This window comes from Echinicola pacifica DSM 19836 (assembly GCF_000373245.1).
Taxonomy (GTDB): Bacteria; Bacteroidota; Bacteroidia; order Cytophagales; family Cyclobacteriaceae; genus Echinicola; species Echinicola pacifica.
In genome coordinates this window covers 62,560-84,285 of sequence record NZ_KB890739.1, presented here as the reverse complement: position 1 = coordinate 84,285, position 21,726 = coordinate 62,560, and the positions used below count along the sequence as shown (strand labels likewise).

The following is a 21,726-nucleotide window of genomic DNA, read 5'->3' as shown; positions in this document are numbered from 1 at the left end:
GGACAAAGTCAAGCAAACTACTGCAATAAAATAGCTCAGTCCTAATAAAAACCCTCCTCTCGCTCTAATTGGATTCTCATGGATAGCCCATGAGACCTTATATCCAGCCAAAGGATCGATAGGTAAACAAAAAAAGAGGCTGCTTCATCCGGCAGGCCCCATTTACGTCCCATTGCAGGAGTAAAGTAGGGAACCAACCCTTTGAGGCAGCCTCCTGGCTATGGGTTCTTGAGAAGACAAATAGTTCTTACTCAAAAATCCCACTTTATTTTTCTTACCAGAACACGGTATAGAGTGCCACTAATATTCCGCAGATAAGCACGGCACCAATTTTGAATTTGGTAGAGGTAGAGAACAATTCTTTATCCACAATAATGGCTTTTTCGCTGTCTTTCCCTTTGCTTTCATATAAACTTATGGCGATCATAAGTACGGCAAGCACTAGGAATACCACGCCCATTCTATCGATAAAAGGAAGGTCTGGGGTAATAAACTTGAAAGCAGCTGACAAAGGAATGGTCAATACGGCAGCCGTCAAAGCGGCATTGGAGGTGGTTTTTTTCCAGAAGAATCCGAAGATAAAGATGGCAAATACCCCTGGGGATACGAAACCGGTATATTCCTGGATATATTGGAAGGCCTGGTCGAGCTGTCTCAACTGAGGAGCTACGATGGCTGCCACAACAAAGGCCACAACAGCCGTGATACGTCCCACATTTACCTGATTGCTTTCTGAAGCCTTGGTATTAAAGAATTCCTTGTAGATATCAATGGTGAAGATGGTCGAAGTACTGTTTGCCATAGAGGCCAAAGAGGACACGATCGCAGCAGTAAGGGCCGCAAAAGCGAGGCCTTTCAGGCCTGGAGGAAGCAGGTGCAATAAAGTAGGGTATGCTCTATCGGACTTAGCTAATCCCGTCACAGGATCAGTCATGGACTCGATAAAGGTGGTATCCATGCCTTCCTGTACAATTACATAAGCTGCAATACCTGGAATAACAACGATCAAAGGCATCAAAAGCTTCAAGAAACCTGCAAAAAGAAGTCCTGTCTGGGCATCATTCAAAGTCTTAGCAGCCAGTGCTCTTTGGGTGATATACTGATTACATCCCCAATAGTTTAGGTTAATAATCCACATTCCACCGATCAATACACTGATACCAGGAAGATCCAGGTAGGCATCTCTGGAACCGCCAGATCCATCAGGAATCATCAGTTCACCCTTTTCCATAATCATGGAGAAGTGAGAAGGAGCTGCATCTCTCAAGGCGCCAAGTCCTGCCCATACATCGCCCTCTCCAACAATGGAAAGTGCCAAATAGGTGGTGGCTAATCCACCGGCAACTAGGAATACTACCTGTACCACGTCTGTCCATGCGACGGCCTTCAGCCCTCCATAGATAGAGTAAAGCATGGCAAAAGCAGCCAGACCCATGATACCATAGTTCAATGGTACGCCCATAATCGTCTCCAAGCTAAGCGCTCCAAGGTAAAGGACAGAGGTAAGGTTTACGAATACATAAATTAATAGCCAGAAGATGGCCATTACCGTTCTCACTCGCCCGTCATATCTTCTATTAAGAAACTGAGGCATGGTGTAAATACCTTCCTTAAGATAAATAGGAAGGAAGAAAATCGCCACTACCAGCAAGGTGGCAGCTGCCATCCACTCATAGGTGGAGATGGCTAGTCCCAAAGCAAATCCTGATCCGGACATACCGATAAATTGCTCCGCAGAAATATTAGAGGCAATTAGTGAAGCTCCTACTGCCCACCAGGGCAATGCTTTACTCGCAAGGAAATAATCTTTGGAATCTTTAACATGGCCTTTTTTCTCACGGGAGACGACAATCCCCATCGTGATAATCAAAAGACAATAGGCTACAAAGACAACAAGATCTAAAGTATCGAAGGTCATTTTGTCTGTTAAGGTTTAATGGTTTTTTATTTATTTGAAATTGGCATTCAAGTTATTGTTTTTTTTGCAAACTATCCTCATTAAATCAAGCTAGTAGGCCGCATTTTTTATGAAAACGTTATCAATCATGCATCCTGCAAAGCTTTATTTACTGACAGGAACATTCCTGAACTAAGCCAGCCTCCCTTTTCTATCACCCATACAGGAAGCAGTCAATTTCACCTTTGTACTCTCGTCTCTTTCGGTAAGCCATAGCCTTCATCCTCCCACTCTGGTGACTGGAGATCCACCTGAATATAATCCACCATCACCGCCGGATCTATTTTATGGATCTGAATGATGTTTTTTCCAGCCTTTAAGTCCAGGTCTTTTAGTTGCTTGGAGGCCTTATTGCTCAGCACATTCTCCTTCCACTCCTCAGACCTTCCCTCCGTCTCAAAATCCAAGACCTGAACAGCTCCTCCATTGATCGATATACCGATTTTCAGCCCATGATGTCTCGTGAGCGGATGTGAGGGAAGTGCAGCCACCCTGACCCTGGCCGCAGGCACTTCCTCTTCCAGAAAAAACGCATACGTCAAACTGGTATTTTCATTCCCTGAACCCCGCTCCTCTAGGGAGGTCATCATCACATTTCCCGAATGCCCTAATCCGGCAACCTTCTCCCAAGTGTCCCTGGCGGAGTCCTCACTGGAATGATTTTCAGCATACATCAACACTCTTCCGTTTTCTGCAATATAATCGACTCCAGCAGGCAGTGCAGGAACCTTTTTAATAGGAACTTTCAATTCGACCCGCTGATCTCCCGCTGCGACAATTAACTTTTCCACAGAGTCATAACCTTCCGGGACCTCCTTCCAATTTACGGCTACCCATACCCGCTCCTCTTTATTCTCAGGATCTAGCCGTCCTGAGGATTTGCTAAGGGAGATATAGGGGGCAGAAGAAGACACCTCCCATGAGATATGGCCTTCGGCCTGCAAATACACATCAAAGAAATGAGTCCTTGAGGAGGAAGAATAAAAGACGGGCAAACCCATGTCTTTATTTCCGGTTTGCTCAGGGCTAATTCCCATGATCATATGGCTGGCCAGGCTTTTTGGCAGGCTATCCACTGGGCTTTGATATACCGGAAGGCGACGTGGGGCATAGTCCATCATATAGTCCCACTTCCCACCGGCCAGCTCCTTATTATAATAGCGCGTCTCTGCTATTATCTCCTCAAAAGCTCCCTGACTTTTCCCGGCATAATCTGCTGCCGACAGCCTACCTTCACGGGCATATTCTAGGGCTTTTTTCCAATACAGAAACTTCTTATTCATAAGTGAAGCTCCACGCACAGGGTAATAAGCTAATTCGTAAAATGCTGACTTATCCTGCTCAGGGAGTATCTTTAGCATATTCTTAAGCTGATTTTCTAAGCGCTCATAAGCCAAAATCCTCTGCTCCACTTCATCTCCATTCACAAAGGGGCTATACGCCGACTCCTGGATCGCCGTGGTGGGCTCCGTCTGGCTCCATGCCATGAATTCTGGTCGCCGCTCAAATGCTAAATGGTAATATTCTCGCATTACAGAAGAAATGTCCTTGCCTAGATCGCCAAAAATCTCTTGGTACCAGGCCTCTTCATATTCACCAAGATAATCGGATTGCTCAAAAGGCACAGCCTGATAGGCCATATCAAGGAAGAGCTGGATATTGAATTCCAGTGGTTTTATATCGCCCACATTGAGCACCCAGATATCTCTCGCCTTCATCTCATAGGCCTTCATCATCTCCTCACGGATCAATGCTGGATGGGCCGAGCTCAACCACAGGTAATCATGCGGCCGCCCCCAATAGGAGGCATGATAATAGACCCCTGCTCCACCAGACCGCTTCTGCTCCACCTCATCACTCAGTCTTCGGATATATCCATAGTTGTCATCAGGCCAGACAATGGTAATATCATCGGGTAGCTCCAATCCCTCATCGTAGATCTTCAACACCTCTTTATATACTGTAAAAGCCTGAGGAATTTCGGAAAGAGGGCGATCTATATAATTTGCCAATAATCCACGTTGGTCTTTGATCAGGGATTCTGTTATTGCAGCAGCTTCTTTGGTGCTGCTCACTCCTTCCATGCCACTATCATGCACCCCTCGCATTCCTAGTGTATAGATCGCATCCATCCTTGCACTTTCCTGAACCCGCTCCTCCCAGTAGCGATACACATTTTGCTGGTTACTGGTATAGTTAAATTCCCCATTATCTTCATGGCTCCATTCATCCACATTATTCCTTAGCATAGGCTCAGCATGAGAGGTGCCCAATACAACCCCATAATCTTTGGCTGCCTGCGCATTTCCGGGATAGTGAAAAAACGCCTTGGTGCTTGGGTGCATGGCCGGCCAAAGTAAATTGGCCTTCAGCCTCAATAATAGTTCAAAGACCTTTGCATAGGTTTTCGGACCAATGTCTTCTGTTTCGGGCTCGTAGGTTTTGGCGGCCCAGGGCTGTAAACCCCAGTCCTCATCATTGATGAAAATACCCCTGTACTTCACCGAAGGTGGCATACTATAGAGTTTATCTTTGGGGAAATACACCTCTTCATGTGTGGTGACAGGCACATCTGCCCACCAGGACCATGGGCTGACTCCCATCTGCCGGGAAACTTCGTAAATACCATATATTGCCCCGCGCATATCACTTCCTGCGATCACTAAGGCCTCCTCTACTCCGGGCAGTGGAGATGGAACGACCGTGTATTGATAGGTCTCCCATTGCCCGCGGATGGCTTCCAGATCCAATAAGCCCTGATCCTCCATTTTGCTCAGCAAGCTACTTTCTCCATCCACCCCTATGATCACCAACCTTTTCGTATTCACTTCTTCAGGGCTGTGGTAGAGGGCTGGTTTATGGGATGTGACGTGCTCGATATCCATTTGCAGATTCCCCGCCGCCACTTTCACTGCTTTTGGAGCTTTTTGCTCCACTAGGATGGGGATGGCCTCCCCGGCCACCAAAGGAAAATAATCTCCTGAGGCTGGCTGGCTAAACGCCAGTTGAAGCTCCTGGGAAAAGCATTTTCCGATAAAGGAAAGGGATAAAAAAAGACCGATTAATGCAAACTTCACTAGTTGTTTCATGATGAGATAAAGGCTTATTTTATAATCAAACGCTCGATTCCTAGCTCAAGACCGCGCAATTCTGCGAGACCTTTTAGCCTGCCGATGGCAGAATAGCCAGGGTTGGTAGTTTTATGTAGGTCATCCAAAATCTGATGACCATGATCCGGCCGGAAGGGAATGGAGGTCTCCCTGCTGGAATTGAGAAGGACCAGCTGCTTCATGATCTCAAACATATCCACATCTCCCGACAGGTGATCTGATTCAAAAAAATTGCCAAGCCGGTCTTTTTTCACATTCCGAAGGTGCGCAAAATACACCCTGTCTCCCAGTGATTCCAGTATATCGGGGAGATCATTATGCTCTCCCGCTCCAAGGGAGCCAGTACAAAAGCATAAACCGTTGAAAGGTCTGTCCACCGAACGAAGAACAAATTCCAAATCCTCCTTGCTGGAGGCAATTCGGGGTAAGCCAAGTATAGGAAATGGTGGATCATCAGGATGAATGGTCATCTGTATTCCTTCTTCTGTGCAGAGATCAGCTATACTCTCCAAAAAGTACTTCAGGTTATTTCTTAATCCATCCTTGCCTATGCTGGAATATATCTCGATGCTATTTTGCAAAGAGTCCACCGTCACGGATTTCTCGGTGGGCACCCCCATGAGGATCACCTCGGAGAGCTGCTTGATTTTCTCCGCGGACATCTTTGGGTATCGGTCTTCCACTTGAGCGATTATCTCCGGAGTATATGATGTCTCCGCCCCCTGACGAGCAAGAATCTTGCAATCAAAAACCGCCAAATCCACCCAATCAAAGTATAAGGCCCGCGCTTTATTTGGCAGAGGCCAGGCCAGGTGGGTTCGAGTCCAATCCAGCACCGGCATAAAATTATAACATACCGTTTTCAGGCCACACTCAGCCAGGTTCTTAAGACTTTGGCGGTACCGATCGAGGTATATTTCGCAATCTGAAGCACGAGTTTTGATGGATTCATGGACAGGAACACTCTCCACGACGGACCAGTGCAGTCCCGCTTTCTCGATGAGTGCTTTACGCTCGAGGATCTGGTCGATGGGCCATACTTCACCATGGGGTATCTGATGCAAGGCAGACACTACTCCCGAAGCCCCGGCTTGTTGGATATCTTGCAGACTTACTGGATCATCCGGGCCGTACCACCTCCACGTTTGAGTTAATGACATTGGTTATTTCTATTTAAGGCTTAAGATCAATTCCATTTTGTTATAGGTAGATAAGAATACAATCGATTTCATTATAATATCATTTTTCGCAAGCTATCGCTTGCAAAAAACAATCATTCCCACCTATAATAACATGATATGGAATCGTAATTTAAATGAAATCGATTTCATTTTAAAATTTTTTTCAAATATATTTACTTATTCGACATTGGGAAAGCAGGCATTGACTTCCGCAGGTGCGAATAAACCAAGGCAGCAAAAACAATCATTGAGCTTCCAAAAAAGAGACACTATAAAAAAATGGCAAAGGAAATCACCATTTATGATATCGCCGACAAGGTGGGACTTTCCCCGACCACGGTGAGCAGAGCCCTCAGCGACAGCCCATCGGTACGCCCAAAAACCAAGGAGAAAGTGAATCAAGCTGCCAAATCATTGGGCTATAGATCCAATATATTTGCGGCTAGCTTACGCAAAAAATCCACTCATAATATAGGAGTGATCGTCCCTAGGCTAAATTCTTCCTTCCAGTCCTCAGTACTCGCGGGCATGGAGAATATTGCGAGCCAAGCACAGTATAACCTGATCATAAGTCAGTCCTTAGAATCATCCAAAAAAGAACAAACCAATGCCCTGACCATGTATAACAGCCATGTGGACGGGCTTCTGGTGAGCATGGCGGAGAACACCGGCAATACCGATCATTTTAAGCCATTTACCGAAAAGGGTATTCCTCTGATTTTCTTTGACAGAACTCCGGATGAGCCCAGCTCTCCCAGCATAATCATAGACAATACCCAGGCGGCCTATGCTGCCACCTCGCATCTGCTGGACCAAGGTTGCAGAAACATCCATCATATCGTAGGCAATTCCGGGATCAGCACCTATAAAAACAGAATCAAAGGCTTCAAATATGCCCTGATGGATCGCCAACTGCCCTATACGGAAGAGCAGAATATCTACTCTGTCCTCAATGAGGAATCGGGAGAGGAGATCGCAAATATCATTCTCCAAATCGACCCATTGCCAGATGGGCTAGTCATTTCCAACGATGCCTGCGCGGCAAGTTGCATTCAATATTTAAAGAAAAAAGGCATCAGAATCCCGCAGGACATCGCTATTGTGGGGTTTAATAATGATGCTATTTCAAGGCTCATTGAGCCAAACCTCAGCACGATCAACTACCCGGGCTATGAAATGGGGGAAATCGCCATGCGGAATCTCCTCCTACGCCTTTCGGAAAATGATGACAGCCCAGGCACCAATGAAACCATCACTTTAAAGTCCGAATTGATCGTTCGGGAATCCTCCTTAAAAAAATGATAAACCCTTAAATCCCTAAATTATGCCCCGGATAAACCTTGCAAAGCCCTCAAAAATAACCTTATCCCTCTTATTCCTCCTGCTCTTGCTGCAGCATCCTACCTTGGCAAATGACGGCTACCGGCTATGGCTTCAATATGCTCCTATAGAAAAATCTGATTTGGCCGAAGGCTATAAACAACAGCTCCAGCAAATCTATCTCAGTAATACTTCTGCAACGATGCAGGTCATCCAAGATGAACTGGACCTTGCTCTGGGCAAAATGCTCGCTTTATCCCCAAGGTATTCCTCCTCCAATAATTCCAGCACGGCACCTGGGCTGATCATCGCCAGTCCAAGTCAGCGGCCTTCATTAAATGAGATGATTACCAGCGAGGAATATGCCGCATTAGGCGAAGAGGGCTACCTCCTGAGGACCATATCTAATGGGAAGAAAACGCAGATTTTGATCACAGGTAATACTGATATAGCGCTACTTTATGGAACCTATGAACTACTGCGAAAGCTGCAGACACATTCTTCCCTGGAAAAAATAAACCTACAATCCAGCCCTAAAACCGCTATCAGAGTTCTCAATCACTGGGACAATCCTGACCGCACTGTGGAAAGAGGCTATGCTGGCGCATCCATATGGGACTGGCACCGATTACCGGATTATATCCATCCCCAATACCTGGATTACGCCCGCGCAAATGCCTCGATAGGCATCAACGGAACCGTCCTCACCAATGTCAATGCCAACGCTCAGGTGCTCACTCCTTATTTCTTACGAAAAGTAGCCAAGCTGGCCGAGGTATTCAGGCCGTACGGCATCAAGGTCTATCTCACTGCCCGCTTCAGTGCCCCGATGGAACTCGGTGGCCTAAGTACCGCCGACCCCACCCAACCCGAGGTGCAGGAATGGTGGGACAATAAAGTAAACGAAATCTATGAATACATTCCCGACTTTGGAGGATTCTTAGTTAAGGCCGATTCGGAAGGACAGCCGGGGCCCCAAAACTATGACAGAAGCCAGGCGCAAGGAGCCAATATGCTTGCTCAAGCCCTGAAAGCGCATCAGGGAATAGTAATGTGGAGAGCTTTTGTCTATACCAACGAGACGCCTGATGATCGAGCAAAACAGGCTTATAATGAATTCAAACCACTCGACGGGGATTTTGATGACAATGTCATCGTCCAAGTAAAAAACGGGGCAATAGACTTCCAGCCTCGCGAACCATTTCACCCGATGTTTGGAGCTATGCCCCAGACTCCACTTATGATGGAATTCCAAATCACCCAGGAATACCTGGGTCAGGGAACTCATCTCGTATATCTGGCTCCGATGTATGAGGAGGTTTTGGATACAGACACCTATGCTGAGGGGCCAGGCACTACGGTAGCGGGCATTATTGAAGGAAGGCAGAGCGGCAGCCTGCTCACCGGAATGGCGGGAGTCTCCAATATTGGTACAGACCGCAACTGGACAGGTCACCTTTTCGGACAAGCCAATTGGTACGCATTTGGTAAGCTGGCTTGGGATCCTTCCTTGTCCTCTGAGGAGATTGCGGAAGAATGGTCTCAGATGACATTTACAAACGATCCGAGCAGCACAGAAACGATCACTAGGATCATGATGCTGTCACATGAGGCTGCCGTAAACTATATGACCCCTCTGGGACTGCACCATATTATGGGCTGGAGTCATCATTATGGCCCTGGACCCTGGGTTACCGATAAGCATCGCGATGACTGGACTTCCACCTATTATCATCAGGCGGACCGCTTAGGAATTGGCTTTGACCGGACGGTAAAGGGAAGTAATGCCTTGGGACAATATGCTCCCGAAATCCAGAAGTTATATGGTAATCCAGCTACCTGTCCCGAAAAATACCTGCTTTGGTTTCATCATTTACCTTGGGAATATGTCATGCCTTCTGGTCGAAGCTTATGGGAAGAAATCGCTCTTCACTACCAAAAAGGGGTTGATCAAAGCAGGGAGATGCTATATGCCTGGCAAAGCCTCTCTACCGAGATCGATCCAGCGCGATATCACCAAGTGGAGTCCTTCCTGAGAATCCAGGAAAAGGAGGCTATCTGGTGGAAAGACGCTTGCTTATTATACTTCCAGCAGTTCTCACAGCGGCCTTTTCCTAAGGAAGTCGAAAAGCCCGAACACAGTTTAGAATACTATCAAAATTATGAGCCAAAATTTGTCCCCGGAATATAAACCCCCATTATCCATGAAAGCAGCAAGCGAAAAACAGAAAGTAGCCATTATAACTGGCGGAGGATCGGGTCTGGGTCTGGCCGCTGCCAGAAGGCTCTGTGATGCCGGTATCCTGACCATCATCATTGGCAGGAATGGCCGGAAACTCCAGGAAGCACAGGAAAAACTAGGCGCCAATTGCTTCAGCTACCCCGCTGACCTCACTGAGCTGGCAGAAATCCCTGACCTGGTGAGGCGAATAGTTCAGGAGTTTGGTCGTATAGACATCTTAGTCAATAATGCGGGCATTAATATGAAGAAAGAACTCATAGAAGTCACCGATGAGGACTTTGAAAAAATATTGTTGACGAATGTACGATCGGTATTTGCAATAAGCAGAGAGGTCTCCAGGATCATGATCGACCAAAAAAGTGGATCCATTATCAATATCAGTTCTATGGCCTCCCAGTACGGCATCCCTAAAGTCATTGCTTATACCGCCTCCAAATCCGCTATAGAAGGGATGACGCGCGCAATGGCCGTGGAGCTCTCTCCGCTTGGCATCCGCATAAACTGCATTGCGCCGGGATTCATCGCCACGGAGATGTCCGCAAAAGCGCTAGACAATGATCCTGAACGAAAAAACAAGGTGCTGAGCAGAACGCCCATGGGCCAGCTGGGGGAGCCCAGTCATATTGGAGAAACGGTTTTATTCCTAGCCAGCGATAGTTCTGCCTATATTACAGGTACCGTGATCCCGGTGGACGGTGGGAACTCCATAGGATTTTGACCCAATAAAATGGAGCAATCCCTTTCTCTCCTTATAATCATCTGCAAAAAAAGGTCTGATATTTCAAACAGCAGCCTAAAAACCTAGCCCAGACCTATTAGGAAATTTCTAGTAGACAGTCCAATCTATGGGATTATAAAAGCCATGCTACTACCGGCTTGACGGTAAGCAGCATGGCTTTTTTTATGCTAAATAGGTCTTTTTATTAATCCTGATTGATAAAATAAAGCTCATAATCTTCCTGAGCTACTTTTACGATTACATTATAGATGTATTCGGCTATGCTTTTTTCCCCGGCTATATTGATCAGATTCAGGGTATCCTCAGGGCGGTGATATTGGTCATGGCCACCGGTATGGAGACCTATAGCGGAAATCCCCGCCTTATAGAAAGATACGTGATCCGATCCACCTACTTCGCCTGCATGAATGATGGGATTTAGGCCCATTTCCAAGGCATCCTTTTTCATGAGTTTCATTCCTCCGGGGAAAGTCCCCGCGCCGCCCATATAGATTTGACGGGACTCATTGAGCCTTCCCACCATGTCCATATTGATCATTAGTTTGACTTTATCTTTGGGTACGGGGAGGTTGTCCACAAAATGCTTAGAACCGAGAAGTCCATGCTCTTCGGCTCCAAAGGCCACCACTATCACACTTCTACCCAGGAGATATCTATTAGAAGCCAATTTCTCGGCGATTTCAAGTAATGCAGAAGTTCCGCTGGCATTATCATCTGCTCCGGGGTGAATGGCCTTGGTTCCCGGCGCCTTAGAAGAAGGCCCACCCTGGCCCAGGTGATCATAATGCGCTCCTAAAACGATGTATTCATTCTTGCGCTCAGAGTGATTTCCCTCGACATAGCCCACCACGTTCCAGGTCTTCACCTTACGACCTGCGGCTTTTTTTCCACGCATCTCAGCCTTGAAGACCTGTCGATAGGTATCATCAAACGTCTTAAGCCCATAGCATTCAAATTCGCTCTCCAGGTACCTTACCACTTTGCGGTTACCTAAAGTCCCTGGATATCGACCTTTCATTTTTGGAGAGGTCAGCACCATCAAGTGCTCCTCAATTTCTCTTTCTGAAATCATCCCCTCATTGACTTGGGCATACACAGAACTAATACTACATCCTATAAAAAAACAAGCCCAAAGTACAGCATTGGTATAAACTTTTCTCACGTTGATTATTATTTAAAGGTAAATCCCTTACACCAAAAGTAAAAACGATGCCAAATCTATGAAAGTTATTCTTTTTAATAGCTTAATTGTAGAGATATTCTACTCCTTATCGCTAAACTAAAATTCCTTTATGATTCTCGTCAGTTAAAACACAAAACTTCCAAATATTTTTCTCCTTACTGGCAGCAGAACAATTTACAAATCGAATTATTCTCAAAATAAAATCTCAAAATAAAAATTGATATGTCTCTTGAATTCCTAACTATAAAAGTAAACAATCCATAGTACAATCTATTCTAAAAGTGAAATTAGGCTGATTATTTTATAAATAAAGCCTTTGCAACGCGGCAGATTATATACAATATGATGCATTATTAGGAGAAAACATAAGTTTTTTGGAGGAAATTGAAGGAAAATACGGTAGAAATCTATAATGGACGAAAGTTCTTTTCGCGCCAGCGTACAATTACATTGTATCATATAAGCTATTTGCCCTCAGGCGTATAACAAATCACCTTCCTCAAGATCTGCGGAGAGCGCTAACTTCCATCATCGGAATGAAGATAAATCGAAAGCTAAATGGCCACTGCTATTCCTTTGTGGGTTCACATCGATAGGAACCTAAACTTTGAAATCCCCATTCCTCTGCAATAACTACCCTTGTCATTTATACCCTAAAATATAGGATTATCAATTGTCTTCTTTCATTTAAGTAATATATCTGGTAAAATTGCAAATACACTGGACCTAAAAAGAGCCCATGAATCCAAGATTACTCCTTTTATCACTCCTTATACTCTATATCTGCCCACTTTACGGCCAAAGACAGCTGGCTGCACCTAATATCATCAACTATACGAATCTGGAATACAAGGCAGGGATTCAGAACTGGTCCACCACACAGGACGAAAATGGCATATTGTATTTCGGAAATAATGAGGGGCTTCTTACTTTCAATGGAAAATATTGGGAGCTATTTCAATTGCCCAATCAGACCATCATCCGCTCGGTAAAGCTGGACTCTCAAAACAGGGTATTTGTGGGCGGACAGGATGATTTAGGCTATTTTTCTCCCGCCAAAAATGGAGAGTTGGTCTTCACTTCACTAAAACATCTGATTCCAGAAGAGGATCGCAATTTTGATGATATTTGGAATATTGTCATTCACAATGATGAGGTATTCTTTATGGAGGTGACCCGAATATTTCACCTCAAAGGCAACCGTATCCGCATCTACAAGTCGGAAACAGAGTGGAAATATATGGAAAAGGCCGGCAATAGCATATATGCTCAAGAGAAAGGGCATGGCCTGCTGAAGTTCGAGGATGAAGTCTGGAAGCCTGCGATGTCCACTCCTCCCCTGCAAATGCCCGATGTCAATAGCCTGCTGCAATTGAACGAAGACAGCTTGCTCATCTCCTCCTCCGACCGAGGCCTATTCTTATTATCCGACCAAACACTAACACGCTATAAGACGGACTTCGACAGCCTGCTGGTCAATCAGCGCGTCCACTGTATGGGCCAAATCAATGAAGAGTGGATCGGCCTGGGCACCAAGTCAGCAGGGCTGCTGATCATCAATAAGCAGGGAGAGCTGATTCAGCAATATGGCTATCGGGAAGGTATGCAAACGAATAATGTCAGGAGCATTTTCGTGGATCAGAATCAGGGATTATGGCTGGGGCTGGATGATGGCATCGATTATATTGACGTGAATGGCTCCATCAAGCAAATCCATCCCGACAAGGACAAGCGGGTGACCGGATATGCGGCGGCTTCCCATGGCGACAAGCTCTATATTGGCACTTCAGATGGCTTATACCTATTTGATTATTCCGAGAAAAATAATGATCTAGGCCTAAGCAAAGGGGATTTTGCACCCGTAAAATCCGGAACAGGTCAGGTATGGAATCTGCAGGAAATAAACGGGTCGCTCCTCATGGCGCATGAGGATGGGGCCTTCTTTGTGGAGGAAGACCAAGCCTACCAGATCTATCCTGCCCCCGGGACCTGGATGTTCCAGCCTGCCTCCACCATTGCCCCGAGCGATAAGGTATATATTGGCACCTATCTAGGCCTTGCCGAAATCGACTATAAAGAGGGGGCTTTCCAGCATCAAAGACATCTGGAAGGATTCGATGAATCCCTCCGTTTTATGGTGGTCGATTACCAGCAAAACGCCATCTGGGGCTCTCATCCCTATCGGGGAATCTTCAGACTGGAGCTCTCCGCAGACCAGTCAAAAATCCTTCATTCCCGGATCTATCAATCCAAGGATGGCTTACCCTCCGACCTCTACAATTACCTGTTCCGGATCAAGAATCGCTTGATCGTCGCCACTGAGGATGGTTTGTACGAATATGAGGCGGCCAAGGACCGATTTATCCCTTCCAATCTAGTCAAGCGAAGCCTCGCCGGTGTCAATATCCAGCACCTCAAGGAAGACTCCGAGGGAAATATATGGTTTATATCTAATAAGAAAGTCGGGGTAATCGATTACAGTCAGCCCACGCAAAACAAGCCTTTTACCATCATTCACCTGCCAGAGCTTTCGGACAAGGTGGTGGGCGGCCATGAAAGCATCTATCCTCTGGATATGCAGAATATCTTCATCGGCTCCAATAAGGGATTCTTCCATATCAATTATACCAAGTACCGGCAGAATATCACCCAGCCTGATATATTGTTTGGCAAGGTGAGGTCTTTTGGAAAGAAGGACAGTGTATTATATGGAGGATATCCGCTCTATACGGAGCAAAAGGGAGAAACGAAAGAGGCATTACTGCCCTACAGCATGAATTCTCTGCACTTCGAATATTCCAGTACCCTCTTTGGGCAATTCAGCAATTTGGAATACAGTTATTTTCTGGAAGGCTTCGACAGAGAGTGGTCGGCATGGATCAATAAAAGTGAGAAAGATTACACCAATTTGCCCGCAGGGCACTATATATTCAAGGTAAAGTCCCGCAATAACCTCGGCAATGAATCGACAGTAAGCACCTTTACCTTTGAGATCTCTCCCCCTTGGTACAAGACTATCTGGAGTTATCTGGTCTATCTTTTCATTGTCATAGGATTGTTTGCCTTGATTTTTAAGAGGCAAAAGAAGAAGCACCTCCAGGAGCAAACCCAGTTGAAGCACCTGCATCAGCTAAAGGTGGATAAGAGTGAAAAAGAGATCGTCAAGCTAAGGAACGAAAAGCTACAAGCGGATATCAATTTCAAGAATCAAGAGCTGGCCTCCACCACCATGCACCTTGTCCAGCGCGGGAAGGTGCTGACCAAAATCAAGGAAGAGCTGATGGTATTAGGACGAAACCATCGTCTGGAGAATGAGTCGGCGGACTTCAAGAGGCTGCTTAAGCTCATCAGTGAAGTGGAGCGAAGTGACAGTGATTGGGATCGATTCTCCGTCCATTTTGACCATGTACACTCTAATTTCCTCAGCACCCTAAAAGACAAATACCCTGAGCTCACCCCTAACGAGCTAAAGATTTGCGCTTTCATCAAGATGAATCTTTCCTCCAAGGAAATCGCCCAGCTGATGAGTATTTCGCTCAAAGCGGTGGAAGTCGGAAGGTACCGACTGCGCAAGAAATTAAAAATCAGTTCAGAGATCAATCTTTTTGATTTCTTAGTCCAAAGCACCAGTTCTACGGACCAGTAAAGGGAGATCCTTTCAGCTAGCCAAGCTCCCTACAGCCAGCAATTGATTTGCAATAGAAATTCACCTTTTAGGGTGGATGTAGTACACATGTAGTGCCCCAAAACTCCCTTAAAGCCCACTTTTTGATTTTCTGTAGGGGCTATGTAGGGGCATATTTTTTCAGTATCTCTCCCCCAACAGATACCTTTGAGAATGTCTAATTGCTAAAAGTGCAGGGACATTTTATCTCAATAAATAACCTAACCCAAAATCCTATGGAAAGAAGAATTACGATACTGTTCTTCCTTTCTTGTTTTTTGATGATGCCTATGCTTGCGAAAGCTCAGGACCGTCAGATCACAGGAAAAGTAACGCTAAAAAGCGACGATGAGCCATTACCTGGCGTGGCTATCATGATCGAAGGTACCGGCACCGGTACGATTACGGATATAGATGGTCTCTACTCTATTTCCGCTCCTCAAGGGAGCACCTTGGTATTCAGCCTTCTCGGCATGGAGCCCCAAAAAATCACTATTGCTAATCAATCCACTCTAAACGTGCTCATGGAAGAGAACCTCAGTTCTCTGGAGGAGATCGTCGTGGTGGGCTATGGAGTTCAGAAAAAGAGCGTGGTCACAGGCGCTATATCTAGCGTAAAAGGCTCCGATCTGGAGAGTCTCCCCATCACCCGGGTGGAGCAAGCCCTTCAGGGCAGGACCTCCGGGCTTACCATTGCTTCCAGCTCCGGGCAGCCGGGCTCAGGCTCCACGGTAAGGGTGCGAGGGCTCACGACCTTCGGTAATAACGATCCACTTTGGGTCGTGGATGGTGTCGTGGTGGATAACGGTGGCATTGGCTACCTAAACCAATCCGATATCGAATCCATCGAAGTACTGAAAGACGCCTCTTCTCAAGCGATCTACGGTGCACGTGCTGCAGCGGGTGTGATCCTAGTAACCACCAAAAAAGGTGAAGAAGGTAAATTAAGAGTGAGCTATAATGGGTTCTACGGTACCTCCGCTCCAGCGCAGAAGCTAGACCTGCTAGACGCCAGCCAATATGCGATGATTCGTAATGAATCTGCGGTCAATGCCGGCAATGCAGCTCCCTTCCCTAATCCAGAAAGCTATGGAACAGGCACAGACTGGCAAGACCTAATCTTCAATAAGGGGGCAAAGCGTCAGAATCACGAACTAAGCATCAGTGGAGGAAATGAAAAATCAACCTTCTATTCTTCCTTTGGCTACCTGGACCAAGAAGGAATCGTGGCGACGGACATCTCCAACTATAAGCGAATCAACTTCCGTCTAAACTCCGAGCATAAACTTGCCAAATGGCTAAAAATGGGCCAAAACCTGGGGTATTCACATGAAGAGTCTATAGGCTTAGGGAATACCAATAGCGAATTTGGGGGTCCTTTGAGTTCGGCCATAAACCTGGACCCGATTACTCCAGCGATCATCACGGATGAGGATGTAGCAAACAACGCTCCTTACAGCACCAACAATGTGGTGAGAGACCCTTTTGGTCGTCCTTATGGGATATCCACTATCGTGGCTCAGGAAATGACCAATCCACTGGCTTATACCCAGACACGTCTAGGCAACTATGGCTGGAGCGATAATTTCGTAGGCAATGTATATGCAGAGGCAGAACCTATCAAGGGGCTGCGATTACGCTCCACATTAGGGGCCAAAATGGCTTTTTGGGGTGGTGAATCATTTACGCCACTTTATTACCTCAACGCCACCAATGTATCCAGCCAAACCAACTATAATAGAAGCCAAAATAGACGCCTCGACTGGAACCTGGAGAACACTATTTCTTATAGTAAAACCATTGGGAAACATAATTTCACCGGGCTAATCGGACAAGGTGCTTATATGGATAACCGTGGAAGATCCACCTCGGTCACCTTCTTCAATGTGCCAGCCGATAACTTCGACGATGCCTCCTTAAACTTCAAAGTTCCTAATGACCAGCGTACCGCTGATGGATCAGAAGGCGCGGGACATACGGTAAGCTCATTATTTGCTAGGGTCAATTATAATTACCACGAAAAGTACCTTTTTGAGGCTTTGGTGCGTAGAGATGGGTCCTCCCGCTTCGGTACCAACAACAGATATGGAGTCTTCCCTTCCTTCTCAGCAGGATGGGTGATCAGCCAAGAGGAATTCTGGCCAGAAAACAATGTGGTGGACTTCATCAAGCTTCGTGGTGGATATGGAATCGTGGGCAACGATAATATTGGCGACTTCGCCTTCCTATCCACGATCGGCAGTGGAAGAAACTATGCGCTGGGAAATACAGGAAGCTACGCAATCGGCTATAGCCCCAACGCCCCCTCCAATCCCGACCTAAGATGGGAAGAAACGAGTCAGGCCAATTTTGGCTTCGAGGCCACCTTATTTAGGGATTTGAATGTGACTTTTGACTGGTATAAGAAGACGACCAAGGGCATCCTACAGAACCCTCGTATCCCGGGCTACGTAGGCGCCATCTCCAATCCAGCCGCTAATGTGGCAGATATGGAAAACAATGGAGTAGAGCTTGAGCTCGGCTACCGTAAGCAAGTTGGGGACGTTAACCTGTCCTTTAACGGCAATATCTCTTATTTGGAAAATACCGTCACCAATCTCGGACCAAACATCAGCTACCTCTCTGGAGGGCAGACTTTCCAAGCCAGCTCCTACCCGATCACTCGTACCGCCATCGGCGAAGCGGTGAATTCCTTCTATGGCTTCCAGACCAAGGGGATATTCCAAACCGTCGAAGAGGTACAGTCCTATGTGGATGCCAATGGCAATATGATCCAGCCTAATGCTCAACCCGGTGACTTCATCTGGGAAGATCTGGACCAGGATGGCCAAATTACAGAAACGGACAGAACCTTTATCGGCAATCCTACTCCTACCTGGACTTATGGCCTGACGGTAAGCTTAGAGTGGAAAAACTTTGATTTCCTGATCTTTGGGCAGGGAGTATCTGGAAACAAAATCTTCCAAGGCCTTAGAAGACTGGACATAGGCACTGCCAACTGGCAGACCGAAGTGCTCAACCGATGGACAGGACCAGGCACTACTAATGACTATCCAAGAGTGGTGGATGGCGATCCAAACAAAAACTTCAATAACCCTTCCGACTTCTATCTGGAAGATGGGGATTACTTCAGAATCAAGACCATGCAACTGGGCTACACCTTACCAAAAAGCCTCGCAGCAAAAGTAGGCATGAGCAAGGCTAGAATCTATGTCATGAGTGAAAACCTAGCGACCTTCACTAAATACACTGGCTACGACCCGGAAATCGGTGGTGGGGTCATGAGTATTGACCGGGGAATCTACCCTCAGGCAAGATCATTCATGGTCGGCGTACAAATCGGATTCTAAACCCAAAATTGATCAACTATGAAAACATATAAATTAAATATAATAGCATCAGCAGTGGCGCTTCTGTCTTTAGGCTCCTGTTCTGACGAATTTCTAGAAATCAAGCCAAAGGGTACCAACCTCGAGGCCAACTACTATCAAAACCAGCAGGAAGCTTATAATGGTCTCGTGGCGATCTATGATGTGGTGGGCTGGACAGGAAATGGTTTTGTCACTAAACAAAATTCCCTCAATGCCGCCTCCGATGATCACTATGCCGGTGGTGGTGGCCCTACAGACATCACAGCCTTACAGGTATGGTCAAACTACACACTGGACCCGGCCACTGGCCCACAAGATGAGCTATGGAGAAAGGGATTTTCAGGCATCTTCCGAGCCAATGTATTATTGCAGAAACTCCCCGAAGTCCCAATGGACGAAACGCTAAAAGCAAGATATGCTGCGGAAAGTAAATTCTTACGTGCTTATTTCTACTTCGACCTGGTACGCTTCTTTGAGAATATTCCACTGCTAAGTGAGCCAATCCCTACCAGCGAGATGTACGATATTGCGCAAGCAGACCCTGCGCAAGTCTATGCTCAGATCGAAGCCGACCTAAAGGAATCCATGGACATCCTGCCTATCTCAGTGGATCTGGGTACCGAAGCCGGCAGAGCGACTCGCGGCATGGCAAAATCACTATTGGGAAAAGTCTATTTGACCCAGGAGAAATTCAGCTTGGCGGCTGAGCAACTAGCGGAAGTAAACGGCACGCCAGGTGGCACTAGTCAATATGGATATAAGCTGTTGGACAATTTTGGAGACTTGTGGGTAGTCGATAATAAGTTCAACAGCGAGTCCATTTTCGAAATCAACTATACCAATCAATCCAATGGTGACTGGGGATGTGTGGGATGTACCGAGGGGAATGTGCTCAATATCATGGTGGGCCCACGAGGCTATAATGCGATCAGCGCAGATGCCCCAGATTATGTATCAGGGTGGAGCTTCCTTCCTGTGACCGAAGGGCTATTTGACGCCATCCATAATGACCCTAGGTATCCACATACGATCGCCAACCTCGACAGCTTAGAAAAAGCCGGGGCGGTGAGCTATGAAAAGGGCTATCAAAACACAGGTTACTTCCTCGAAAAATACGTAGGTAGACAATCCGACCGCTCCATGGGCGGAGGAGTGATGGAATTGAATTTCCGTCAGAACATTTATGAAACACGCCTTGCGGACACCTATCTCCTCGAAGCGGAGGCTTTGGTAAGAGGAGGTGGAGACGCTGGCCGCGCACAGCAGCTAATGGACGCAATCAGGGCGAGAGTGGGCTTATCCCCTATCCCAGCGACTTTAGAGAATATCCTGGAGGAGCGTCGATTAGAGTTGGCTGGAGAAGGTCACCGTTGGTTTGACCTCATCCGTAACGGCCTCGCCGCTCAGGCACTCGCAGACAAGGGATTTGTCGCTGGAAAGCATGAGATTTTGCCTATCCCACTTTTGGAACTGGATAATACCATCCTTGAGCAGAATGCTGAATACGGAGGCACAAAATAATATCCCCTATTGAACCTGGGGCTCGGGTGGAAGGATTTCTTTCTACCCGGGCCCTCTTTCATTAAACCCAAAAAAAAACAATCACCGTGATCCATTCTTTACGAATAGCTCTGCTTATGGCAGGCCTAGCGCTATTTCAATCCTGCTCAGGCCCTGAGCGCGGCCAGAAAGAGGCACCAACATCCAGTACATCCCTAAGCCGATTATCAGCAAAAGGCAGCAAGGTAGTGAATGAAAATGGGGAGGAGGTCATTCTTCGCACTATAGGCCTTGGCGGCTGGCTGCTCCAGGAGGGCTATATGCTGAACCCTCAAGGCAGCACTATCGGCACCCAATGGCAGATGAAAAAGCTCTATTACGAGGAAGGTCTTTCGGAGGAGGAAGTGGAGGATTTTTATCAGCAATGGAGAGATAATTTCATCACCGAAAAGGACATTCATTACCTCGCTTCCCTGGGGTTTAATGCGGTGCGCATCCCTATGCACTATGAGCTATTTCTAAGTTCAGAACAGCGATCTGCCAGGAATCAGGTCATCAAAGACTCCACGCAGCTGAGCTCTTATATAGACTCCTTGTCCAGGTGGCTGGATGATGAATCGCTATTCGCGCAAGCGGAAACACTCGAAGCCATCAAGGTCCTGGATCGGCTGCTCGACTGGTGTGAGCAAGAGCAGATGTATGTGATCCTCGACCTACACGCGGCCCCTGGAGGCCAGGGTACTGACGTCAATATCGCTGATATACTGGTCAAAAACGACCTTTGGTACCGGAAAGACGCACAGGGAAGGCTGATCTATCAGGACATCACGGTCTCCCTCTGGGAAATGCTTTCCCAACGCTATATTAATGACGATCGCATTGCTTGGTATGACCTGATTAATGAACCCAATAATATTCCCTCCAATCAGCCCATACACGACCTATATGAGCGACTGATCAATAGCATTCGTGCCAGTGGCGACCAGCATATGATCATGATCGAGGGGAATGGCTGGGGGAATAACTATGACCTGCTGCTACCTAAGGACTTTAGTACTTCCGAAAACCTCATATACAGCGCCCATCGGTATTGGATCCCTCCACAGGAGGATAGTCTTCCAGACCCCAATCCAAACCAGATCAATAGAATGGTGAACCTGCTGGCCTTCCGAGACCGCGAGCAGGTCCCCGTCTGGATCGGAGAGACTGGAGAAAATACCAATGAATGGCTGGCACAAAATATTGCTAAATTAGACGCAGCAAATATCGGCTGGTGTCACTGGACGTACAAACGCTTTGACCTAAAGGAAAATGCGGCCCTAACACGAATCAACGGGCCCTTCCCTACCGATGGCAAAAAAGTGATGGCGCAGGTAATTGAAAATATTAAATTCGAAAATAACCCTCCGAACGAAAACACCATTCGGGCGGTAGCCCCTGAACATTAAAGATGACAAAA

General features: G+C 46.6%; 11 protein-coding genes. 7 read left to right on the top strand and 4 right to left on the bottom strand.

Translation table 11 applies throughout. From position 1 onward, the window contains the following. Nucleotides 1-274: 274 nt before the first annotated feature. The 3 genes from B050_RS0104945 to uxuA all read right to left on the bottom strand — a co-directional run bounded on the left by B050_RS0104945 (nucleotide 275) and on the right by uxuA (nucleotide 6,227). The gene (locus B050_RS0104945) at nucleotides 275-1,918 is read right to left on the bottom strand and encodes a sodium/sugar symporter (RefSeq protein ID WP_026235645.1); all 1,644 of its coding nucleotides are present in this window, start codon (nucleotides 1,916-1,918) and stop codon (nucleotides 275-277) included. A gap of 218 nt (nucleotides 1,919-2,136) precedes the next feature. Further along, on the bottom strand, nucleotides 2,137-5,046 hold the full coding sequence (locus tag B050_RS0104940) for a glycosyl hydrolase 115 family protein (RefSeq protein ID WP_018472779.1): 2,910 nt from the start codon (nucleotides 5,044-5,046) through the stop codon (nucleotides 2,137-2,139). 14 nt (nucleotides 5,047-5,060) lie between these two features. Beyond that, entirely contained in the window at nucleotides 5,061-6,227 is a 1,167-nt protein-coding gene (gene uxuA / locus B050_RS0104935) for a mannonate dehydratase (protein ID WP_018472778.1), read from the bottom strand. A 300-nt stretch (nucleotides 6,228-6,527) separates the two neighbouring features. Between uxuA and B050_RS0104930 the strand changes: the two genes are divergently transcribed. Genes B050_RS0104930 through B050_RS0104920 form a run of 3 tightly spaced genes read left to right on the top strand, consistent with a single transcriptional unit; the run spans nucleotide 6,528 to nucleotide 10,528 of the window. Continuing rightward, the gene (locus tag B050_RS0104930; RefSeq protein WP_018472777.1) at nucleotides 6,528-7,550 is read left to right on the top strand and encodes a LacI family DNA-binding transcriptional regulator; all 1,023 of its coding nucleotides are present in this window, start codon (nucleotides 6,528-6,530) and stop codon (nucleotides 7,548-7,550) included. Nucleotides 7,551-7,572: 22 nt separating this feature from the next. Next, complete coding sequence (locus B050_RS0104925) at nucleotides 7,573-9,759, top strand: alpha-glucuronidase family glycosyl hydrolase (RefSeq protein WP_018472776.1); 2,187 nt, start codon at nucleotides 7,573-7,575, stop codon at nucleotides 9,757-9,759. A gap of 13 nt (nucleotides 9,760-9,772) precedes the next feature. Then, nucleotides 9,773-10,528, top strand: coding sequence for an SDR family NAD(P)-dependent oxidoreductase (locus tag B050_RS0104920; RefSeq protein ID WP_026235644.1), 756 nt, complete (start codon nucleotides 9,773-9,775; stop codon nucleotides 10,526-10,528). A 205-nt stretch (nucleotides 10,529-10,733) separates the two neighbouring features. Here the strand turns inward: B050_RS0104920 and B050_RS0104915 are convergent, their stop codons facing one another. After that, the gene (locus tag B050_RS0104915; protein WP_157492579.1) at nucleotides 10,734-11,711 is read right to left on the bottom strand and encodes a M20/M25/M40 family metallo-hydrolase; all 978 of its coding nucleotides are present in this window, start codon (nucleotides 11,709-11,711) and stop codon (nucleotides 10,734-10,736) included. Nucleotides 11,712-12,471: 760 nt separating this feature from the next. On the opposite strand from B050_RS0104915, the gene B050_RS0104910 reads away from it, so the two are divergent. The 4 genes from B050_RS0104910 to B050_RS0104895 all read left to right on the top strand — a co-directional run bounded on the left by B050_RS0104910 (nucleotide 12,472) and on the right by B050_RS0104895 (nucleotide 21,715). After that, the gene (locus B050_RS0104910; protein ID WP_018472773.1) at nucleotides 12,472-15,378 is read left to right on the top strand and encodes a ligand-binding sensor domain-containing protein; all 2,907 of its coding nucleotides are present in this window, start codon (nucleotides 12,472-12,474) and stop codon (nucleotides 15,376-15,378) included. Between the two features lie 254 nt (nucleotides 15,379-15,632). Next, nucleotides 15,633-18,746 (top strand): SusC/RagA family TonB-linked outer membrane protein, encoded by a 3,114-nt coding sequence (locus B050_RS0104905; protein WP_026235643.1) that lies wholly within the window; start codon nucleotides 15,633-15,635, stop codon nucleotides 18,744-18,746. A gap of 18 nt (nucleotides 18,747-18,764) precedes the next feature. After that, nucleotides 18,765-20,288 (top strand): RagB/SusD family nutrient uptake outer membrane protein, encoded by a 1,524-nt coding sequence (locus B050_RS0104900; RefSeq protein WP_018472771.1) that lies wholly within the window; start codon nucleotides 18,765-18,767, stop codon nucleotides 20,286-20,288. Nucleotides 20,289-20,374: 86 nt separating this feature from the next. Further along, nucleotides 20,375-21,715, top strand: coding sequence for a glycoside hydrolase family 5 protein (locus B050_RS0104895; RefSeq protein ID WP_240473664.1), 1,341 nt, complete (start codon nucleotides 20,375-20,377; stop codon nucleotides 21,713-21,715). The last annotated feature ends 11 nt before the right edge of the window (nucleotides 21,716-21,726 follow it).